Below are 17,689 nucleotides of genomic sequence, written 5' to 3'. Positions count from 1 at the left end.
GCCGTAGATGCGGGCGCTCATCGGCCTGCTGGGCGGCTATACGATCCTCGTTTGCGGGAACAGCCTCCTCACGACGCTGATCTCGCTGCGCATGCTGCACGGCGAGCGCACCGCGCTCGACGTCGGCCTCGTGCAATCGTGCTATTACGTCGGCTTCATCATCGGCGCGCTGGGGCTCGGCCCGATCGTCGGGCGCATCGGGCCGCAGCGCGCCTTCATCGGCTTTGGCGCGCTCGCCGCACTCGCGGCGCTCGGCTATCTCTCCTTCGATTCCCCCGACATTTGGGCCGTGCTGCGGCTCATCACCGGCTTCAGCATGGTCGGCGTGTTCACCTCGATCGAGAGCGGCGTGAACGGCGCCGTGCCGAACGAACGGCGCGGGCGGGCATTCGCGTTTTATCTCGTGCTCACGTATCTCGGCGTGAGCGCGGGGCAGTTCCTGCTGGGCGTGGGCGCGCCCGGCGGCATTTTCGAGCATGCGCTCGTGAACGGGTTGTTCGTGACCGCGCTCATCCCGGTGGCGTTGATCGGCGAGTGGCAGTCGGCCGGAGCCGCGCCGCCCGCGCCGGTGGCCACGGCGCCGGCTTCCGCGCTCGCCACGCCGAAGCGCCCCACGCTGCTGCTCGACGGCCTGCGCGAACTGCACCGCGTCGCGCCGCGCAGCGTGCCGGCCTGCGTCGGCGCGGGGCTGCTTTCCAGCGCGTTCTACGCGCTCACGCCGGTGTATCTCGCGCGCATCGGTTATCCGGACAGCGGGATTTCGCGCGCCATGGGCGTCGTGCTGATCGGTGCCCTGCTTTCGCAATGGCCCGTGGGGCGGCTCTCCGACCGGCTCGGGCGGCGCGCCACCCTCGGCCTGATCTCGCTCGTCTCCGCGGGCGCGGCCGCGGCGCTCGCCGTCCTGCGCGCGCCGGTTCTCGTCGACACGATCCTGTTTCTCTACGTGGCGCTCACCTTCACGCTCTACGGCGTGATCGTCTCCGACGTGAACGACCGTGTCGATCAGGCGCGACGCGTGCAGACGAGCGCGACGCTGCTGCTCGTCTTCTCGCTCGGCGGCGCGGCCGGTCCCACCGTCGCTTCGCTGTTCATGCGTCTTCTCGGGGCGGGCGGGCTCTATGTGTTCGCGCTCGTCGTCACGCTCGCGCTCGCGGCGCTGTCACGCGCGCGGGGCGTCTGAATGGCGGCGCGGCCCGGTATACTGCGTCGTTTGCAGGAGGCGTCGTTTCGAGGCGCCCGGAGCGAGGAGACGACCTTGAAGCGAAAGATGCCGGCGCTGAACGCCCTGAAGGCGTTCGAGGCGGCAGGCACGAGCGGCAGCTTCACCCGCGCCGCCGAACAGCTGAACGTGACGCAGAGCGCGGTGAGCCGCCAGGTGCGCCAGCTCGAAGAACAGCTTGGCGAGGCGCTGCTCGAGCGCCATCATCACCGGCTCGAACTGACCGAAGCCGGGCGTGCGTTGCTGCGCACGCTCCAGCAGTCGTTCGACCGCATCGAAGTGACGGTGCGCACGATCCAGCAGAAGAGCGACCTCAACCGCCTGCGCGTGAACGCGCCGCCCACCTTCGCGAGCCGCTGGCTCGTGCCGCGCCTCACGCGCCTGCAGGCGCGCCATCCCGAGCTCGAACTGAGCCTCACCACGCATCTGCAGGACAGTCTGGCCGATTCGACGGCGCTGGACTGCGCGATCCGCTTCGGCGATGGCGAATGGGAAGGCCTCGACAGCTCGCTGCTGATGCACGAATCGCACATCGCCGTGTGCGCGCCCGCGCTGCTCGCGCACGGCCCAATCGACCTCACGCAGCAGACCTTGCTGCATGTGCTCGCGGGCGACAATCAGCGCTACCTCACCTGGCGGCACTGGCTCGACGCGGCGCGCATCGAGGACGTGGACACGTCGGGCGGCTACGAATTCGACCTGCTCGACCATGCGATCCGCGCGGCCATCGAAGGGCTCGGCGTGACGATGGCCGACCGCCACATGATCGAACACGAACTGGCCCAGGGGCTGCTCGCGCCCGTGCGCGACATCCACGTGGACGGCCGCCAGTCCTACTGGTTCGTGGTGCGGCCCGAACAGAAGGCTTCGAAGCCGCTCCGGCTTTTCCGGCAATGGCTTCAGGACGAAGTGGCGGCCATGCGCTGACGGCCCTGCTCGATGGCCTTTGCGGCGATGGCGTGATCGGCGTCTTCAAGAATCATGTCCGCGCCCTTTTCCGCGATCATCATGGTCGGCGCGTTGGTGTTGCCCGACGTGATGTTCGGGAAGATCGATGCATCCACCACACGCAAGCCTTCGATGCCATGCACGCGCAGGCGTGCGTCCACCACTGACGTGCGCGGGTCCGGCCCCATCGCGCAACTACCGCACAGGTGATAGATCGAACCGCTTTGCTCGCGGAAGAACTTGAGCATGCTCGCGTCGTCGGTCACTTCGCCCGCGGGCGTCACCTCGGCTTCGGTGATGCCCTGCAACGCGCGCGCCGTCATCAGCTTGCGCACGAGGCGGCTGCCCGCAATCGCCTCGTCGCGGTCCTTCTGCGTCGAGAGGTAGTTGCCGCGAATTTTGGGCGCGTCTTCCACGTTCGCCGAAGCGATCTCGACCGAGCCGCGGCTCGTGGGCCGGCAAGGATTGAAGCAGACCAGAAAGCCCGAGTACGGCTCCGGCGTGAGCTGCGCCCGGTTCGATCTGGGAATCCGGTACGAAAGCGGATTGAAGTACACCTGCATGTTCGGGTGCGCCTCATCCTGGCTCGTGCGGAAGAAGCCGCCCGACTGGTTCACGCTCATCGAGAACGGACCCTTGCGCTGCAACACGTATTGCAGCCCGAACTTCAGCTTGCCCGTCCAGCTGCCGAATGAATCGTTGAGCGTTTTCACACGCGAGCGATAGTAGAAGCTCACGCACAGATGGTCCTGCAGGTTCTGCCCCACCGCTGGCAGCTCGTGCACCATGTCGATGCCGTGCTTCGCGAGCAGCTCGCGCGGGCCCACACCCGATAATTGCAACAGCTTGGGCGAATCGACCGCGCCGGCCGCGACGATGACTTCGCGATTTGCACGAAACGTGCGCTTCATGCCTTGCTGCACGATCTCCACGCCGATGGCGCGTTTTTTAGCCTCGTCGAACAGCACACGCGTGGCGCGCGCATGATGCTCGATCTTCAGGTTCGAGCGCTGCCCCGCGCGATGCAGGTAGGCCACGCTGCTCGAATCGCGCTTGCCGTCGCGCGTATTCACATCGTAGATGCCCACGCCTTCGAGCCGTGCGCCGTTGAAGTCGTCGTTGCGCTCGTAGCCGAGCTGCGTGCAGCCTTCGACGAAGGTGCGGCAAACGGGATGCGCGCCTTCCTTCATCGGCGTGATGCGCACCGGGCCGTTCGCGCCGTGCCAGGGCGTGTCGCCGAGCGGATGCGATTCGAGCTTGCGGAAGTACGGCAGCACTTCCTGGTACGACCAGCCCGCATTGCCCGCCGCGGCCCAGTCGTCGTAGTCGCGCGCGGCGCCGCGCACGTAGATCATGGCGTTGATCGCGCCCGAGCCGCCCTGCACCTTGCCGCGCGGCGCGTAGATCTGCCGGCCGGCAAGCTCCGGCTCCGGCTCGCTGTAATACATCCAGTTGTATTGCTTGTTGTAGTACAGCTTGGCGAACCCGATCGGGATCTTGAACCAGAACGACGTGTCGGGTCCGCCCGCTTCGAGCAGCAGCACCGAATGACGCCCGGAAGCGGAGAGCCGTTCCGCGAGAATGCAGCCCGCCGATCCGGCGCCGGCGATGATGTAGTCGTAGTTCATCTGAGTGCTCCGGCAGATCAGCCGCGTGCGGGCGAGGTATCGCGCACGTCGGCGGGCTGGCTCGCCATCTGCAGATGCAGACGCTTGCCCGTATAAGGCGAGTGCGCGCGCACGACGTCCATGTCGAGTTCGACGCCCAGACCCGGTGCCTTCGACGGGATGATGTAGCCGTCTTCCCACTGAATCGGCTGCTTGAGCACTTGCGCGTGGAAACCATCCCACGTGCCGATGCTTTCCTGAATCAGGAAGTTCGGCGTGCAGGCCGCGAGCTGAATGCTGGCCGCCGCGCCGATGGGCCCGTTGTAGAGATGCGGCGCGATCTGCGCGTAGTGCACTTCGGCGAGCGTCGCGATCTTCTTCGCTTCGAGCAGGCCGCCCACGCGCGCGACGTTCAGCTGCAGGATCGACGCACCGCCCGCCTGCAACAGCTTGTGGAATTCGTATTTGGTGGTGAGGCGCTCGCCCGTGGCAATGGGAATCGACGTGTGCTTCGCGACATTGGCGATGGCCTCTTCCTGGCCCGGCGGCACCGGCTCCTCGAACCACAGCGGGTCGTATTTTTCGAGCCGCTTCGCCAGCCGGATCGCCGAAGAAGGCACCATCTGGCCATGCGTGCCGAACAGCAGATCGGCCTTGCTTCCCACCGCTTCACGGACCTTGCGGCAGAACGTTTCGCACCGGTCGAGCACTTCGAGCGAAAGCTGATGCCCCGAATAGGCCGTGTACGGACCCGCCGGGTCGAACTTGACCGCGGTGAAACCGCGCTTCACGTTCTCGGCCGCACATTCGGCGGCGAGATCGGGGTCGTCGTAATCGTATTCGCCCTGCGCATTCTTCGGGTACAGGTAGGTGTACGAACGCAGCCGCTCGTTCACCATGCCCCCGAGCAGTTCGTACACGGGCTTGTCCGCCGCCTTGCCGATGATGTCCCAGCATGCCATTTCGAGGCCGCTCACGATACCCATCATCGTGAGATCGGGGCGCTGCGTGAAGCCGCTCGAATAGCCCTCGCGGAACAGGCGCTCGACGCGGTGCGGATCGTGATCCAACAGATAGCGCGTGAAGACGTCTTCGATCGCGCTCACCATCACGTCGGGATGGAACGTGGCCGCGTAGATTTCGCCCACGCCTTCGATGCCGCAATCGGTTTTCAGCGTAACGAAGATCCAGTACATGCCGCCGAGGTGCGGAGGCGGCACCGCGACGACGTTCGTTTCAATTGCAACGACTTTCATGGTTCAGGCTGTTTCAGGCAGGTTGGAGTGGGTCATGCGCTTGAGCACGAGCGCGGCGATACCGCCGAGCGTGCCGATGGCGGCGATATAGGCGAAATAGATCTGGTAGCCGGCCATGCCCGCATAGTGCTCGGTGATATAGCCGTTCACGAGCGGCAGGAAGATGTCCGACGAGTAGCCGATCAACGAAACGAGACCGATGGCGAGGCCCGTGATGCGCATGGGAATCGCGCAGTAATCGAGCAGCGTCCAGTAGAGGCCGCGAATCGCGTAAGTCATGAGGCCGATGAACAACACCACCGCGCCGAGCAGCGCCATGTTGCGCAGCGCGGGCAGCAGGATCAGGCCGATCAGGCCCGCGACAGCCAGGAACAGCGCCCAGATCAGCACGCGCAGGTTCGAAAGACGGTCGCCGAGAAAGCCGCCGCCAATGCCGCCGATGGGGCGCATCCAGAGCTTCGCGGTGGTGACCATGCCGGCCGCCACGACGCTCATATGCATCTCGCCCTGCTGGAGATATGCGGAGAAGCTGTAAGTGGCCCAGAAGATCTGGTAGCCGCAGAACACCACGGCGGCCATGAGCCAGAGCTGGGGAATCGCGGCGAGCGTCGCGAGATCGCGCCACAGCGAACCGTTCGCATTCGTCTCGACCGGCTTGCTTTCGGCCTGCGCGGGCGCGGGGTCCTTGAAGAAGCTCATCAACGCGCCGAGTGCGATACACGTGAAGGAATACAGATAGATCACGTGACGCAGGCCCACCGCTTCGCCGCGTCCCGAGCCGGTGGCAGCGGCGAAGAGCGCGAGCGCGGCGGTGGCGAGCAGCGCCTCGACGAGTCCGCGTCCGCCGTCGAGCAGGCCGAAGAAGCGGCCTTGTTCGTTCGCCGCCGCGATCATGCGCACGCGTTTGAGCACCGAGGCCCAGAACGTGAGGCCGGTCGTGACGCCCCAGAGGCAGAAGATCGCGAGTAGCGTATGGAATGACGGCGCGGTGGAGTACCAGAGGCCCAGCGCCCCGGTGCCGATGAGCGAAAAGCAGATCAACAGGCGCGGTGCGACGCGGTCGGCGAGCCAGCCGCTCGGCAGATAGCAGACGAAGAACACGATGCCGAGCACCGAGTAGAGATAGCCGAGCTGAGCGTTGTCGATGTGCAGGACATCGAGCATCGTGGTCTGGTAGACCTGGCGCAGATACAACAGCGGATAGATACCGCCCGCGGCGAGCACGAGCAGCAGCAACTGCACGTAGCGCTGCATGGAGCCCGCTGCGGCGGGCGTGAGCGATGAGGTTTCGGCGCGCGGCATTGCCGGCGCATTGGGCTTTCCAATGGACTTCTGCAAGATTGTCTCCTGTCGACCAGAGTTAGCGCTTTAGCGCTTACTCTGGTCCCATGCAAAGCTGTCGACCGGCACGCGGGCGGTTGCCCGCGCGAGGCGTCTTTTCTTTATCTGCGACGCCCAGTTCGAGGGGCGCCGTTGCTGCGATTAATCAGTATCTCGAATGATCAGAACGGCATCACGACAAGGCGTGTCTGCGTGAATTCGAGCATGCCGTGCTTGCCGTCATCGCCGCCGAGGCCCGAGCGCTTCCAGCCCGCGTGATAGCCCTGATACGGGTCCGCAGGCGTGCGGTTCACGTACAGTTCGCCGGCTTCGATTTCGTTCGCGACGCGCAGGGTCGTGCGGTAGCGCTCCGTAAAGAGCACCGACGAAAGGCCGAACTGGTGATCGTTGGCCATGCGCAGCGCGTCGTCGAGCGTCTCGTACGCAAGCACCGGCAGCACCGGGCCGAAGATCTCCTCCTGCACGATCTCCATGTCCTGGCGGCAATGCGTGAGCAAGGTAGGCGGATAGAAATGACCCTTGCCTTCGGGCACGTAACCGCCCGTTTCGAGCTTCGCGCCTTCGGCTACCGCGCGCTCGACCATCGCGTGGATCGCGGCGCGTGCGCTCGCGCTCACGAGCGGACCCATGCGGGCGGCGTCTTCGGAGCGGTCGCCGAAGCGCACGGCGCTCATCTTCTCGCGCAGCAGCGCGACAAAGCGGTCATGCACCGAAGCGTGCACGTACACGCGTTCGATCGCCGTGCAGAGTTGGCCGCAATGCGTGGTCTTCGAGCGCACGATGGCCGTTGCGGCCGCTTCGAGATCGGCGTCGTCTTCGATGATCGCGGGCGTCTTGCCGCCCAGCTCCAGCGAAGGCTTGGCGATATTTTCCTTGCAGTAATCGAGCACCTTGCGGCCCGCGCTCACGCTGCCCGTGAGCGTGATCATGCCGACGTCCGCCTGCGTGCAGAGCACGGCGGCGGTATCGTGGTCCATGGCCAGCACGTTGAAAATGCCCGCGGGCAGTTCCGCTTCCTGCGCGGCGCGTGCTACTTCGAACGCCGAGCACGGCGTGTTGTTGCTCGGCCGCACGACCACCGCGTTACCCGTGATCAGCGCCGGCGCGACCTTGCGCAGTAGTGTGTACACCGGGAAATTGAACGGAATCAGGCACGCGGCCACGCCGATCGGCTCGCGCATGAGAATGAGGTTTTCGTTCGCGCTGTCGCTTGGAATCACCTCGCCTTCGATGCGGCGCGCCCACTGCGCGTGGTAGCGCAGGATTTCGGCGGCGTACTGCGCTTCGGCGGCCGCGTCCGCGACGCTCTTGCCCGACTCGGCGGCAAGCGCCGCGCCGATCTTCGGCGCGCGCGCCACGATCGCGTCCGCAAACCGGTTCAGGATCGCGCCGCGTTCGGCGGCGGGCAACTTGCGCCAGGCGCGCTGCGCGGCCCTGGCGGCCACGACCGCGCGCACCGCGTCGGCGGCGCTCGCGGCGCTCACATGGCCGATCGCGTCGCCGGTTGCCGGGTTATGGACAGCGATCTGCGGCCCTTCGGCGCCGACGAACTGCCCATTGATGAAATTGAGGTCTGATCGCATGGATTGCTGCCGGTTTGGCGTTGCCGCCGCTTCATGAGAAAGGGCAGTATCCGTGCGGCATCGGGACGCCACAAACGATTAATTGTCGAGCGGAGCATGCGAAAAACGCATGCTCGCCGAAGCCGGCGCGGGGGTGGCAGGAGTCAAAGCGCGTGGCCATCGCACGCCTTGCTTGTTATAATTCGCTCAAGCGTACGAAACAAATCTAACGTTCGCCGGAACGCAGCACGCTCCGGCGCAGCACCCACTCCATGGCCAAAACCGACCGGCTGCGCGCCCTTGCCGACGCGCTCGCAAAACACAACGTCATGCATCTGCGCGATGCAGCCAGCGTGCTTGGTGTCTCCGAGATGACCGTGCGGCGCGACATCGCCGCGAATCCCGAGCGTTTCACGTATCTGGGCGGCTATATCGTGAGCGCGCAGGACGTGCCCAATACCGCCGGCTACTCGCTCGAACACGAAAAGGACCACTTCGCGCAGGCCAAGGCGCAAGCGTCCGCGCACGCGGCGCGGCTCATCGCGCAGAACGACACCGTGTTCATCGACTGCGGCACGACGCTTGCCGCCCTCGCGCGCCTCATCCCTTCGCAGCTCCAAATCACGGCGGTGTGCTATTCGCTCAACGTGGCCGAGATCCTGCGGCGCATGCCCAATGTGCGCATGATCTTGCTGGGAGGCGTGTATGTGCCGTCGTCGGACTCGTTTGCCGGCGAGGAGAGCCTGGAAACGCTGCGCCGCATGGGCATCAACAAGGCGTTCATTTCAGCGGGCGGCGTGGACGCCGCGCGCGGCGTAACCTGCTGGAACTTCCACGAAGTGGCGCTCAAGCAGGCCGCGATGGCCGGCGCCGTGGAAAGCCATCTCGTTGTGGATGCCAGCAAGTACGGCATCGTGAAGGCGTGGCGCTTTTCCCAGCTCGACGACTTCAACTCCGTCATCACCGAGAAAGGCCAGACGCTGCGCGCGCACAGCGCATAAGCGCATCTGCGCCGACCGGCCGCGCGGCGCCGGTCGCAACTATAGCCGGCCGGCTCAGCCGCGCCGGCGCAGCGCGAACAGCGTACCGGCCACCAGAATGAACGCGCCGACAATCACCTTCTGCCACGTGCTCGGTACGCCCACGAGAATCAGCACGTTGTTGATGAGCGTGACGAGCGCCACGCCGAGCAGCGTACCCACGACCGTGCCGCTGCCGCCCGTAATGCGCGCGCCGCCCAGAATCACCGCCGCGATCACGTCGAGTTCCGAACCCACGAGGTCGAACGGATTGGCAAGCCGGTTGTTCGCCACGTGCAAAATGCCTGCCACGCCGGCGAGAAACCCCGTATAGCCGAACACGAACAAGCGGATCGCGCGCAGGTTGAAGCCGAGCCGCTCCGCAATCGCCGTGCTGCCGCCCATGGCGTAGACGCCGCGCCCCATCATCGTGCGATTGAGCAGCCACCAGGTGAGAAGCGCGCCGGCCACGAGTGCGATCGCCGAAACCGGCAGCACCGCGTTGAGCCCATCGGCGGTCTTGTAGGCGATGAGCGGAATGCGGCCGAAGTGATCCATGCTGTGCGGGATGTTCATGAAGAACGTCGTGCCCACGAAGGTGAGCAGCAGCCCGCGATAGAGGTACTGCGTGCCGATCGTCACGATCAGCGAGGGCGCCTGCAGCCGGTGCACGAGCATGCCGTTGATCACACCGAGCACGATACCGGCCACGGCGCCCGTGAGCAGAATGAGCGCGAACGGCGCGTCGGGCCACCACGCGAACACGGCTTTCGTGATCGAGTACATCGTGAGCGCGCCGATCGCCGTGAACGACACGTCGATACCGCCCGACGCCAGCACGACGAGCGTGCCGAGCGCGAACAGCGACGTGATCGTGGCCGAGTGCAGCAGGTCGAACAGCGTGGCCCACTGGAAGAAGCGCGGGTTGATGGAAGCGACGATCACGCAGGTAATGACGATCAGCGTGGCCGTGAACCACTCGGGATTGCGAGCGAGCTTCGCGCGCCAGTTGAGCGGCACACTCTGGCGCGCGACTTCGACGGTGTTGGACGACGTGCTCATTGTCTGATTCATGCTCATGCGGTGTCCGGCAAAACGTTACGCGGAATTCAGGCTGCCTCTGCAAGCAGCGCGCGGTACAGCTCGGCCTCGGTCAGGCCATCGGCGTGATGCTCTTCGGCGAGGCGGCCCTTACGCATCATCAGCACGCGGTCGCAGTTCTGCAGCAGCTCGGGCAGGTCGTCGCTGACGAGCAGAATGCCGATGCCGCGCTGCGAGAGCCGCTGCATGATGCGATAGATGATGTCCTTCGAGCCGACGTCCACGCCCACGGTCGGCCCGTGCAGGATCAGCACGTGCGGGTCGATGGCGAGCCAGCGGCCAATCAACACGCGCTGCTGGTTGCCGCCCGAGAGCGACTGCACGGCCTTCTCCACATCGGGCGTGGCGATCTGCAGTTCCTTCACGGTGTTTTCGGCCAACGCGCGTGCGCGCGTGCGGTCGATCTGGCCGAAGCGGTCGCGCAGGCTCGCGATCATCGCCGTGATCACGTTGTCGCGAATCGGCTTGTCGAGGAAAAGGCCTTCATTCAGGCGGTCTTCCGGCACATAGCCAATGCGTGCGCGCCGCGCATCGCCCGGTGTCGAAAGCTTGATCGCGCGGCCTTCGAGCTCGATCTCGCCCGCATCGGCAGGCGCGACGCCCGCAAGCGCACGCGCGAGTTCGTTGCGGCCCGAATCGAGCAGGCCCGTCACGCCGAGAATCTCGCCGCGATGCAGCGTGAACGACACGTCGCTGAAGAGGCCCGCGCGACCGAGGCCGCGAACGTCGAGCAGCACCTCGGCTTCGGCGGCGACGCTGCGGTAGCGTTCGGTGGAAAGCTCGCGGCCCGTCATCAGTTCGCTCAAGTGCGCCTTCGTGTAGTTCGTGATCGGGCCTTGCGTCACTTTCTGTCCGTCGCGCAGCACGATCACTTCGCCGCCAATTGCATAGCACTCGTCGAGCTTGTGGCTCACGAACAGCACGGTCACGCCCTGCGCGCGCAACTGGCCGAGCACGGCGATGAGGTTCGTCACTTCCTTTTGCGTGAGCGAGGTCGTGGGCTCGTCCATGATGACGAACTTCGCTTCGCTCGCAATGGCGCGCGCAATCGCCACGAGCTGGCGTGTAGCGAGCGGCAGTTGTTCGATGAGCGTCGCCTGAAACTCGGCGTCGCCCGGCAGGCCCACGGCCTTCAAGGCGCGCTCGGCCGTGCGGGCCAGTTCGCGGCGGTCGAACGTGCGCGCGAGACGCCCCGCGTGTTCCGCGAGCTCGGTCGTGAGTCCGATGTTTTCGGCCACGCTCATGTTGGGCAGCAGCGAAAGATCCTGATACACGGTCTCGATGCCCGCCGCCAGCGATTCGAGCGGCGTGAGCCGCGCGTGGCGCGCGCCGTCGATCACCAGTTCGCCTTCGTCGGGCGGCTGCGCGCCGGAGATGATCTTGATGAGCGTGCTCTTGCCGCACCCGTTCTCGCCGAGCAGGTGATAGATCTGCCCGCGCTCGAACGCGAGCGTCACGCCGCGCAGGGCATGCACGCCCGTGAAGCGCTTATGCACGCCGAGCACCTGCAATAACGGTTCTGAAGCCATGTCGTCTCTTCGTGACGTTGCGACGAAGCGCGCGCCGGGCTGCAAGCCCGCTGCGCGCGCCACCTTCCTCCGATCAGAAGTTGTATTGCTTGTAGTTCGACTTGTCGACGCTCACCCAGCCCTGGCCGCGCACGATGATGCCCTTGCCCGGACCCTTCGACACCGTGACCTTTTCGTAGCCCGGCAGGCCGAGGTTCGCGCCGTTCTCCACGGTCTTGCCGTCGATCAGCATCATCGCGATCTTGTTCATGGCGATGCCGGCCAGCTTCGGATCCCAGAACGCGATGCCGTTGATCGCGCCGCTTTCGAGGTACTTGCCGGCCTCGGTCGGCAGGCCGGTGCCATAGACGCAGATCTTGCCCTGCAGGCCCGCTTCCTCGACGGCGCGGCCAATGCCGATCACGTCGAGCGACGACGAGCCCTGGAAGCCCTTGATGTCCGGATGCTTGCGCAGCACTTCCTTGGCCACTTCATACGCGTGCTCGCCGTCGTTGTTGGTTTCGAGGTTGGTCTCGACGAGCTGCATCTTCGGGAACTTCTTCTTCGCGTTGTCGATGCCGCCATTGGCCCACTGCACCTGCGAGCGGCTGCCGAGCGAGCCGACCATGGTCGCCCACTTGCCATCGTCGTGCATGCACGAGGCGAGGCGGTCGTTGAGCGCGGCGCCGTAGGCGGAGTTGTCGAACGCCTCGACGTCGACCATCGTGTTCTTTTCGTTGTCGGCTTCGTGCGTGACGACCTTGATGCCGCGGTCCATCGCCTTCTTGAGCGCCGGTTCGAGCGTCGGCGGGTCGTACGGCACGACGGCGATCGCGCTCACTTTCTTCGCGATCAGGTCGTCGATGATCTTCAGTTGCTGCGCGGCGTCCGCGCGGCCCGGTCCCGTCTGGTAGACCGAAACTTTCGGGTTGTCCTTGCCGAATTCCTTGACGCCGTCGTCCATCCGATTGAACCAGCTGATGCCCGTCACCTTCACCACCGTGACGATGGTCGGGTTTTCCGCCGCATACGCCACGGCCGCCATGCCAGCGGCAAGTGCACACGCCGTGATCGCCACACTGAGTCGCTTGATCTTCATGTTCGATGTCTCCGTTTTTTTATAGCCGATTAGCCTTCGCCCCGAAAGAGATGGCGGCGGACCTCCGAGGCTCGAGGCCCGCCTGCTACACGGTTCAGCCCGTCAGCCCGAGGTCCGCCCTTTGCCGGCGGACGCGGAGCCACCGAGACCGAAAATCGCGCGCACCCGCTCGCCGCCCGCGAACGCGAGCGAGAGCAACAGCAGGAAGCCCCAGGCACAGTCGCCGAAAAACTGCGAAACGCCCATCAGATTGAAGAGGCTCGAAAGGAATTGCAGCACCGTCGCGGCAAAGAACACGCAAATGATGCGTCCGTAGCCGCCCGCGGGATTCACGCCGCCCATCACCGCAATGAGAATGGCGATCAGCAGATAGGAATTGCCGTAGTCCCATTTCGCGCTGAGCGTGTGCGAAACGCTCACGAGCCCCGCGAGCGAGGCGAGCACGCCGCACATCGCGTAGGTCATGATCAGCATGCGCGCGCGCGGAATGCCGGCATAAAACGCCGCGCGCTGGTTCGTGCCCATCAGGTATAGGCGCAGCCCGAACGGTGTGCGCCTGAGCAGCCAGCCCAGCAGCACGACCACGGCCACGAATAGCAGGAACGAGATCGGCACCTGGAAGAACGTGCCGTTGCTGATATCGGCGAGCGGTTCGACGTAATCCACGTGCACGGAAGCGCCGTTGCTCAGCGCCACCGCGAAGCCCGTGAAAAGCAGCTGCGTGCCGAGCGTGCAGAGAATGGGCGTGAGCCCGAGGCGCGCAATCACCACGCCGTTCAGCAGGCCGCCAAGGAGCCCCATCCCAAGCACGATCACGATGAAGAGCGCCGTATAAAGCGCGGGCGAATCGTCGCCGCTCACGAAACGCGGCACCACCAGCGCGGCGATCATGCCCGAAAGATTCGCGAGCCCCACGCCGGACAGGTCGATGCCGCCGTTGCCCGACAGCATGGAGAGCATGATGCCGAGCGCGAGCAGCGCGACTTCGGGCAGTTGCGCGCCCATCGACTGCAGGTTGTCGATACCGACGAACTGCCCGCGCGACACCCAGACCGCGACCAGCACGACCAGCAGGTTCACGGCCAGCAGGAAGTTCAACTGCCGGTCGCCGAACCATTTGGCAAAGAGTGCAGACTTCATGGACCTCATCCTTTGCGGTGTGTTTTCACCTGGCAACGTTCAATGCGCGCTGGCGCTCGCCGTGCGCGCGAGCATCGCGTCGACTTCTTCCTTGCGCGGCATGGAAGGCGCGGTGCCGGGGCGCGTGACGGAAATGCCCGCCAGCGCGCAGCCGAAACGCGTGGCCGTGAGCGCGTCGTCGCCGCGCGCGAGCGCCGCCGCGAAGCCGCCCGTGAAGCCGTCGCCCGCGCCCGCCGTCTCCACCACCGGGCCACAGTTGAAGGCGGGCAGCAGGACCGAAGCATCGCGCGTATGGAGCAACGCGCCGGCTTCGCCGAGCGTCACGATGACGGCGCCCGCGCCCTTCGCGAGCAGCACGTCGGCGGCGCGGCGCGCGTCGTCGGCGTTGCGGATCTCGATGCCCGTGAGCGCCTGCGCCTCGGTCTCATTGGGCGTGATGTAGTCGCACAGCGGGAAGATGTCGTCGGGGAGCGCCATGGCGGGCGCCGGATTGAACACCGTCTTCACGCCATGCCGGCGCGCGAGTTCGAGGCCGCGCCGCGCTGCCGCGAGCGGCTGTTCCAGCTGCGTGACGAATACCTGGGAGGCCGCAATATCGGCTTCGATCGCTTCGGCGTCGCCGGGCTCCATCGCGGCTGCCGCGCCCGCTGCGACGATGATCGCATTCATGCCCGTCGTGTCGTCCACGAAGATGTGCGCCGCGCCCGTGGCCAGTCCGTCCGCGGCCTGGGTGCGCGCCGTGATGCCTTCGGCGGCCCACGTCGCGCGCGCGATGTCGCCGAACGCGTCGTTGCCCACGCGCGTGCAGAACACCACTTGCGCGCCCGCGCGCGCGGCGGCCACGGCCTGATTCGAGCCCTTGCCGCCCGGCCCCATCGCGAATGCCGATCCGGCGAGCGTCTCGCCGATCATCGGCATGCGGCTCGCGCGGAACGCCAGATCGGTCACATAGATGCCGAGGATGACGACGCGTCCGCTCATTGGCCGTGCTCCCTGGCGCGCGGCGCGTCGGGTGCGAGCAGCACGCCTTTGGTGAACACGAAGCAGCCGTAGCCGCGCGTTTCGCCCGTGGCGATCACACAGTAGGCCTTGCGGGCGCGCGCATAGAACGCATGACGCTCGATGGGCGCGAACGGCACCGCGCGGCCTTCCGCGGCGTCGACTTCGGCCTGCGCTTCGTGCTGCACGGTGGGAATCGTGTCGGGTTCGCCGACCACTTCCATGCGCATGGCCGAGGCTTCGACGAAGGTGTCGAGCGGCAGCACGGAGAGGATCGCGCGCACGGCGCGGGGCGCATCGGCGCCGTCGATGCGCAGGAGCTTGCCGAGCACCGTGGCGCGCGCAACGGAGTCGGCGGGAAAGTTGGCGTCGCAAACGACGAGTTCGTCGCCGTGACCCATCGCGCGCAGCGCTTGCAGGACATCGGCGTTCAGAAGCGGGTCGAGATTCTTCAGCATGCTTTTGTCTCCATTGATCTGGCGTTTTCTTGTTCGAAGCGCTCAGTCGCCGTACGGTATCCAGATGTTCTTCACCTGCACGGCATGGCGCAGGAACGGCAATCCTGCGCTCGTCCGGTCGAACCAGTCAACCTCGCGGCCATGATCGACGAAGGTCCGCTTCAGATTGCCTATCGACTCGCGCTCCACGAGGGACGAATCGGCCGCCGTGCCGAAGCACCAGAGCGCATCCACGTCGTCGTGCTTCGCGAGGGCGGGCAGCAGCGCGGCGCGCTCGCCGGTCAGGATGTTGAGCGCGCCCGCAGGCACATCCGAGGTTTCCACGACCTGATAGAAGTCCGTTGCCGCCAGCGGGCAGGCCTCGCTCGCCAGCGCCACGACGCGATTGCCCATCGCCAGCGCCGGGGCGATCAGCGAAATGAAGCCGAGCAGCGGCGCTTCGTCGGGGCAAGCGATGCCGACCACGCCCAGCGCCTCGTGCATGGCGAGCGCGACGCCGCGCAACGGCGGGGTATGCACCGCGCCATCGAACTTGTCGGCCCACGCCGCATAGCTGAACAGCCGGTCGATCGCCATCTCCACTTCACGCCCGGCTGCGCGCGCGTCGTGCCCGGCGCGGCGCGTGAGCTGCCGCGCGAATTCTTCGGCGCGCGCGCTCAGGTTTTCCGCGAGGTAGTACAGCACCTGGGCGCGAGCGTGCGTGCTCGTCTGCGTCCACTTGCCCGCGCCGCGCGCGGCGGCAACGGCGTCGCGCACGTCCTTGCGGCTGCCCGCGCCGACTTCGCCCACCCATTCGCCATTCGGCGCGTAGACAGCGTGCGAATAGCCGCTGTCGGGCCGCACCTGTTTGCCGCCGATGAATAGCTTCGCAGTGCGATCGAGACCGCTGCCCGCGTGCGTAAAGTCGGGTGCCGGCGGGCGCACTTCACGTTGCGCGCGCACCGGCAGCTTGCTCCATGCGGCCGGCTTCAGATATTCGAATACGCCTTCGCGGCCGCCCTCGCGCCCGAAGCCCGACTCGCGGTAGCCGCCGAAGCCCACGCTCGCGTCGAAGAGGTTCGTCGCGTTGATCCACACCACGCCGCACTGCAGGCGCGGCGCAATGTCGAGCGCGCGCCCGATGGTCTCGCTCCACACGCTCGCGGCGAGGCCATAGCGCGAATTGTTGGCGAGCGCCACGGCCTCTTCCGGCGTACGAAAGCTCATGGCCGCGAGCACCGGCCCGAAGATTTCTTCCTGCGCGAGCGTCGAGGCGGGCCCGATGCCCGTCACGAGCGTCGGCGGATAGAAGCAGCCGCCCGACGGCAGTTCGACTTCGCGCGGCTGCCACACGTTGCAGCCTTCGCGCCGCCCGGCTTCGACGAGCGACTCGATGCGTTCGAGCTGCACCGGATCGACGATCGCGCCAATGTCGATGCCCTTGTCGAGCGAGGGCCCGACGCGCAGCGTCGCCATGCGGCGCTTGAGCTTCTCGAGAAAGCGCGCCTCGACGCCCTCCTGCACCAGCAGCCGGGAACCCGCGCAGCAGACCTGGCCCTGGTTGAACCAGATGGCGTCCACCACGCCTTCCACGGCGCCGTCGAGGTCGGCGTCGTCGAACACGATGAACGGCGACTTCCCGCCCAGTTCGAGCGTGAGCGACACGCCCGTGCCGGCCGTGGCGGTGCGGATGAGGCGGCCCACTTCGGTCGAACCGGTGAAGGCGATCTTGTCGACGCCGGGATGCTCGACGAGCGCCGCGCCCGTGCTGCCGTCGCCCGTCACCACGTTGAGCACGCCCTTGGGGAGGCCGGCGCGATGCGCCAGTTCGGCGAACAGGAGCGCGGTGAGCGGCGTGTATTCGGCGGGCTTGAGCACCACGCAATTGCCGAGCGCGATGGCGGGCGCCACTTTCCACGCGAGCATCAGCAGCGGGAAATTCCACGGCACGATCTGGCCGATCACGCCAAGCGGCGACCAGCCTTCCAGCTCGCTGTCCTGAAGCTGCGCCCAGCCCGCGTGATGGAGGAAATGGCGCGCCACGAGCGGCACGTCGATGTCGCGCGCCTCGCGAATCGGCTTGCCGTTGTCGAGCGCCTCGAGCACCGCGAAGAGGCGGCTGTGGCGCTGCACCATGCGCGAGAGCGCGTAGAGATGCCGCGCGCGCGCCGCGCCGCCCATGGCGTACCACTCGGGCTGCGCCGCGCGTGCTGCCGCAACGGCCGCCGCTACGTCCGCCGCACCGCCCTGCGCCACGGCGGCAAGCGCTTCGCCCGTGGCGGGCGCACGCACTTCGAAGCGCGCACCATCGGCGCTTTCGCGCCACGCGCCGTCAATGAAATGCCCAAACGCGGCCTCGTGCTGCGCGAGCCACGCGCGCACGGGCTGATCGTCCTCGGGGGCGGGACCGTAATCCATCGTTCGGAAATACTCGGCTACGCTCATCGGTATGG

14 protein-coding genes are annotated in these 17,689 nt (G+C 66.3%); 3 read left to right on the top strand and 11 right to left on the bottom strand.

What is annotated here, in order from left to right; genetic code table 11:
- Window positions 1-7: 7 nt before the first annotated feature.
- Both AB4Y42_RS26505 and AB4Y42_RS26500 read left to right on the top strand, forming a co-directional pair.
- The gene (locus AB4Y42_RS26505; RefSeq protein WP_368695817.1) at window positions 8-1,180 is read left to right on the top strand and encodes an MFS transporter; all 1,173 of its coding nucleotides are present in this window, start codon (window positions 8-10) and stop codon (window positions 1,178-1,180) included.
- An 87-nt stretch (window positions 1,181-1,267) separates the two neighbouring features.
- A complete protein-coding gene (locus AB4Y42_RS26500) occupies window positions 1,268-2,146 on the top strand; it encodes a LysR substrate-binding domain-containing protein (protein ID WP_368687479.1) in 879 nt (292 codons plus the stop codon).
- On the opposite strand, the gene AB4Y42_RS26495 is transcribed toward AB4Y42_RS26500, so the two are convergent.
- The 4 genes from AB4Y42_RS26495 to aldA all read right to left on the bottom strand — a co-directional run bounded on the left by AB4Y42_RS26495 (window position 2,119) and on the right by aldA (window position 7,954).
- Entirely contained in the window at window positions 2,119-3,795 is a 1,677-nt protein-coding gene (locus AB4Y42_RS26495) for a GMC family oxidoreductase (RefSeq protein ID WP_368695816.1), read from the bottom strand. The two genes, AB4Y42_RS26500 and AB4Y42_RS26495, sit on opposite strands and share 28 nt — an antisense overlap.
- Before the next feature lie 17 nt (window positions 3,796-3,812).
- Window positions 3,813-5,030, bottom strand: coding sequence for a mandelate racemase/muconate lactonizing enzyme family protein (locus AB4Y42_RS26490; RefSeq protein WP_368695815.1), 1,218 nt, complete (start codon window positions 5,028-5,030; stop codon window positions 3,813-3,815).
- Window positions 5,031-5,033: 3 nt separating this feature from the next.
- On the bottom strand, window positions 5,034-6,332 hold the full coding sequence (locus AB4Y42_RS26485; protein WP_368695921.1) for a nitrate/nitrite transporter: 1,299 nt from the start codon (window positions 6,330-6,332) through the stop codon (window positions 5,034-5,036).
- Between the two features lie 200 nt (window positions 6,333-6,532).
- On the bottom strand, window positions 6,533-7,954 hold the full coding sequence (aldA, locus tag AB4Y42_RS26480) for an aldehyde dehydrogenase (RefSeq protein WP_368695814.1): 1,422 nt from the start codon (window positions 7,952-7,954) through the stop codon (window positions 6,533-6,535).
- Between the two features lie 251 nt (window positions 7,955-8,205).
- Between aldA and AB4Y42_RS26475 the strand changes: the two genes are divergently transcribed.
- Entirely contained in the window at window positions 8,206-8,934 is a 729-nt protein-coding gene (locus AB4Y42_RS26475) for a DeoR family transcriptional regulator (protein WP_368695813.1), read from the top strand.
- A gap of 54 nt (window positions 8,935-8,988) precedes the next feature.
- Here the strand turns inward: AB4Y42_RS26475 and AB4Y42_RS26470 are convergent, their stop codons facing one another.
- The 7 genes from AB4Y42_RS26470 to AB4Y42_RS26440 form a co-directional block, all read right to left on the bottom strand.
- A complete protein-coding gene (locus AB4Y42_RS26470) occupies window positions 8,989-10,032 on the bottom strand; it encodes an ABC transporter permease (protein WP_368695812.1) in 1,044 nt (347 codons plus the stop codon).
- 29 nt (window positions 10,033-10,061) lie between these two features.
- Window positions 10,062-11,582, bottom strand: coding sequence for a sugar ABC transporter ATP-binding protein (locus tag AB4Y42_RS26465; protein ID WP_368695811.1), 1,521 nt, complete (start codon window positions 11,580-11,582; stop codon window positions 10,062-10,064).
- A gap of 73 nt (window positions 11,583-11,655) precedes the next feature.
- Window positions 11,656-12,660 carry an autoinducer 2 ABC transporter substrate-binding protein gene (locus AB4Y42_RS26460; protein WP_069267015.1) on the bottom strand — a complete coding sequence of 335 codons (1,005 nt, stop codon included), beginning with the start codon at window positions 12,658-12,660 and terminating at the stop codon, window positions 11,656-11,658.
- Between the two features lie 102 nt (window positions 12,661-12,762).
- Window positions 12,763-13,800, bottom strand: coding sequence for an ABC transporter permease (locus AB4Y42_RS26455; RefSeq protein WP_368695810.1), 1,038 nt, complete (start codon window positions 13,798-13,800; stop codon window positions 12,763-12,765).
- A 39-nt stretch (window positions 13,801-13,839) separates the two neighbouring features.
- Entirely contained in the window at window positions 13,840-14,781 is a 942-nt protein-coding gene (rbsK, locus tag AB4Y42_RS26450; RefSeq protein WP_368695809.1) for a ribokinase, read from the bottom strand.
- The gene (locus AB4Y42_RS26445; RefSeq protein WP_368695808.1) at window positions 14,778-15,257 is read right to left on the bottom strand and encodes an RbsD/FucU family protein; all 480 of its coding nucleotides are present in this window, start codon (window positions 15,255-15,257) and stop codon (window positions 14,778-14,780) included. Before AB4Y42_RS26445 ends, rbsK begins: the two co-directional genes overlap by 4 nt.
- Before the next feature lie 42 nt (window positions 15,258-15,299).
- Window positions 15,300-17,681: an aldehyde dehydrogenase family protein gene (locus AB4Y42_RS26440; RefSeq protein WP_368695807.1), complete on the bottom strand. Its 2,382-nt coding sequence runs from the start codon at window positions 17,679-17,681 to the stop codon at window positions 15,300-15,302.
- Window positions 17,682-17,689: the final 8 nt, after the last annotated feature.

Source organism: Paraburkholderia sp. EG286B (assembly GCF_040965655.1).
GTDB lineage: Bacteria > Pseudomonadota > Gammaproteobacteria > Burkholderiales > Burkholderiaceae > Paraburkholderia.
The sequence above is the reverse complement of the archived record's forward strand: the minus strand, read 5'-3'. Positions and strand labels throughout refer to the sequence as shown.

What these genes read in the sequence shown, in the direction of transcription:
- AB4Y42_RS26455 (WP_368695810.1), bottom strand. Translation starts at nt 13,800, where the DNA reads ATGAAGTCTGCACTCTTTGCCAAATGGTTCGGCGACCGGCAGTTGAAC.
- AB4Y42_RS26440 (WP_368695807.1), bottom strand. Translation starts at nt 17,681, where the DNA reads ATGAGCGTAGCCGAGTATTTCCGAACGATGGATTACGGTCCCGCCCCC.
- aldA (WP_368695814.1), bottom strand. Translation starts at nt 7,954, where the DNA reads ATGCGATCAGACCTCAATTTCATCAATGGGCAGTTCGTCGGCGCCGAA.
- AB4Y42_RS26445 (WP_368695808.1), bottom strand. Translation starts at nt 15,257, where the DNA reads ATGCTGAAGAATCTCGACCCGCTTCTGAACGCCGATGTCCTGCAAGCG.
- AB4Y42_RS26500 (WP_368687479.1), top strand. Translation starts at nt 1,268, where the DNA reads ATGCCGGCGCTGAACGCCCTGAAGGCGTTCGAGGCGGCAGGCACGAGC.
- AB4Y42_RS26460 (WP_069267015.1), bottom strand. Translation starts at nt 12,660, where the DNA reads ATGAAGATCAAGCGACTCAGTGTGGCGATCACGGCGTGTGCACTTGCC.
- AB4Y42_RS26465 (WP_368695811.1), bottom strand. Translation starts at nt 11,582, where the DNA reads ATGGCTTCAGAACCGTTATTGCAGGTGCTCGGCGTGCATAAGCGCTTC.
- rbsK (WP_368695809.1), bottom strand. Translation starts at nt 14,781, where the DNA reads ATGAGCGGACGCGTCGTCATCCTCGGCATCTATGTGACCGATCTGGCG.
- AB4Y42_RS26470 (WP_368695812.1), bottom strand. Translation starts at nt 10,032, where the DNA reads ATGAGCATGAATCAGACAATGAGCACGTCGTCCAACACCGTCGAAGTC.
- AB4Y42_RS26485 (WP_368695921.1), bottom strand. Translation starts at nt 6,332, where the DNA reads ATGCCGCGCGCCGAAACCTCATCGCTCACGCCCGCCGCAGCGGGCTCC.
- AB4Y42_RS26495 (WP_368695816.1), bottom strand. Translation starts at nt 3,795, where the DNA reads ATGAACTACGACTACATCATCGCCGGCGCCGGATCGGCGGGCTGCATT.
- AB4Y42_RS26475 (WP_368695813.1), top strand. Translation starts at nt 8,206, where the DNA reads ATGGCCAAAACCGACCGGCTGCGCGCCCTTGCCGACGCGCTCGCAAAA.
- AB4Y42_RS26490 (WP_368695815.1), bottom strand. Translation starts at nt 5,030, where the DNA reads ATGAAAGTCGTTGCAATTGAAACGAACGTCGTCGCGGTGCCGCCTCCG.
- AB4Y42_RS26505 (WP_368695817.1), top strand. Translation starts at nt 8, where the DNA reads ATGCGGGCGCTCATCGGCCTGCTGGGCGGCTATACGATCCTCGTTTGC.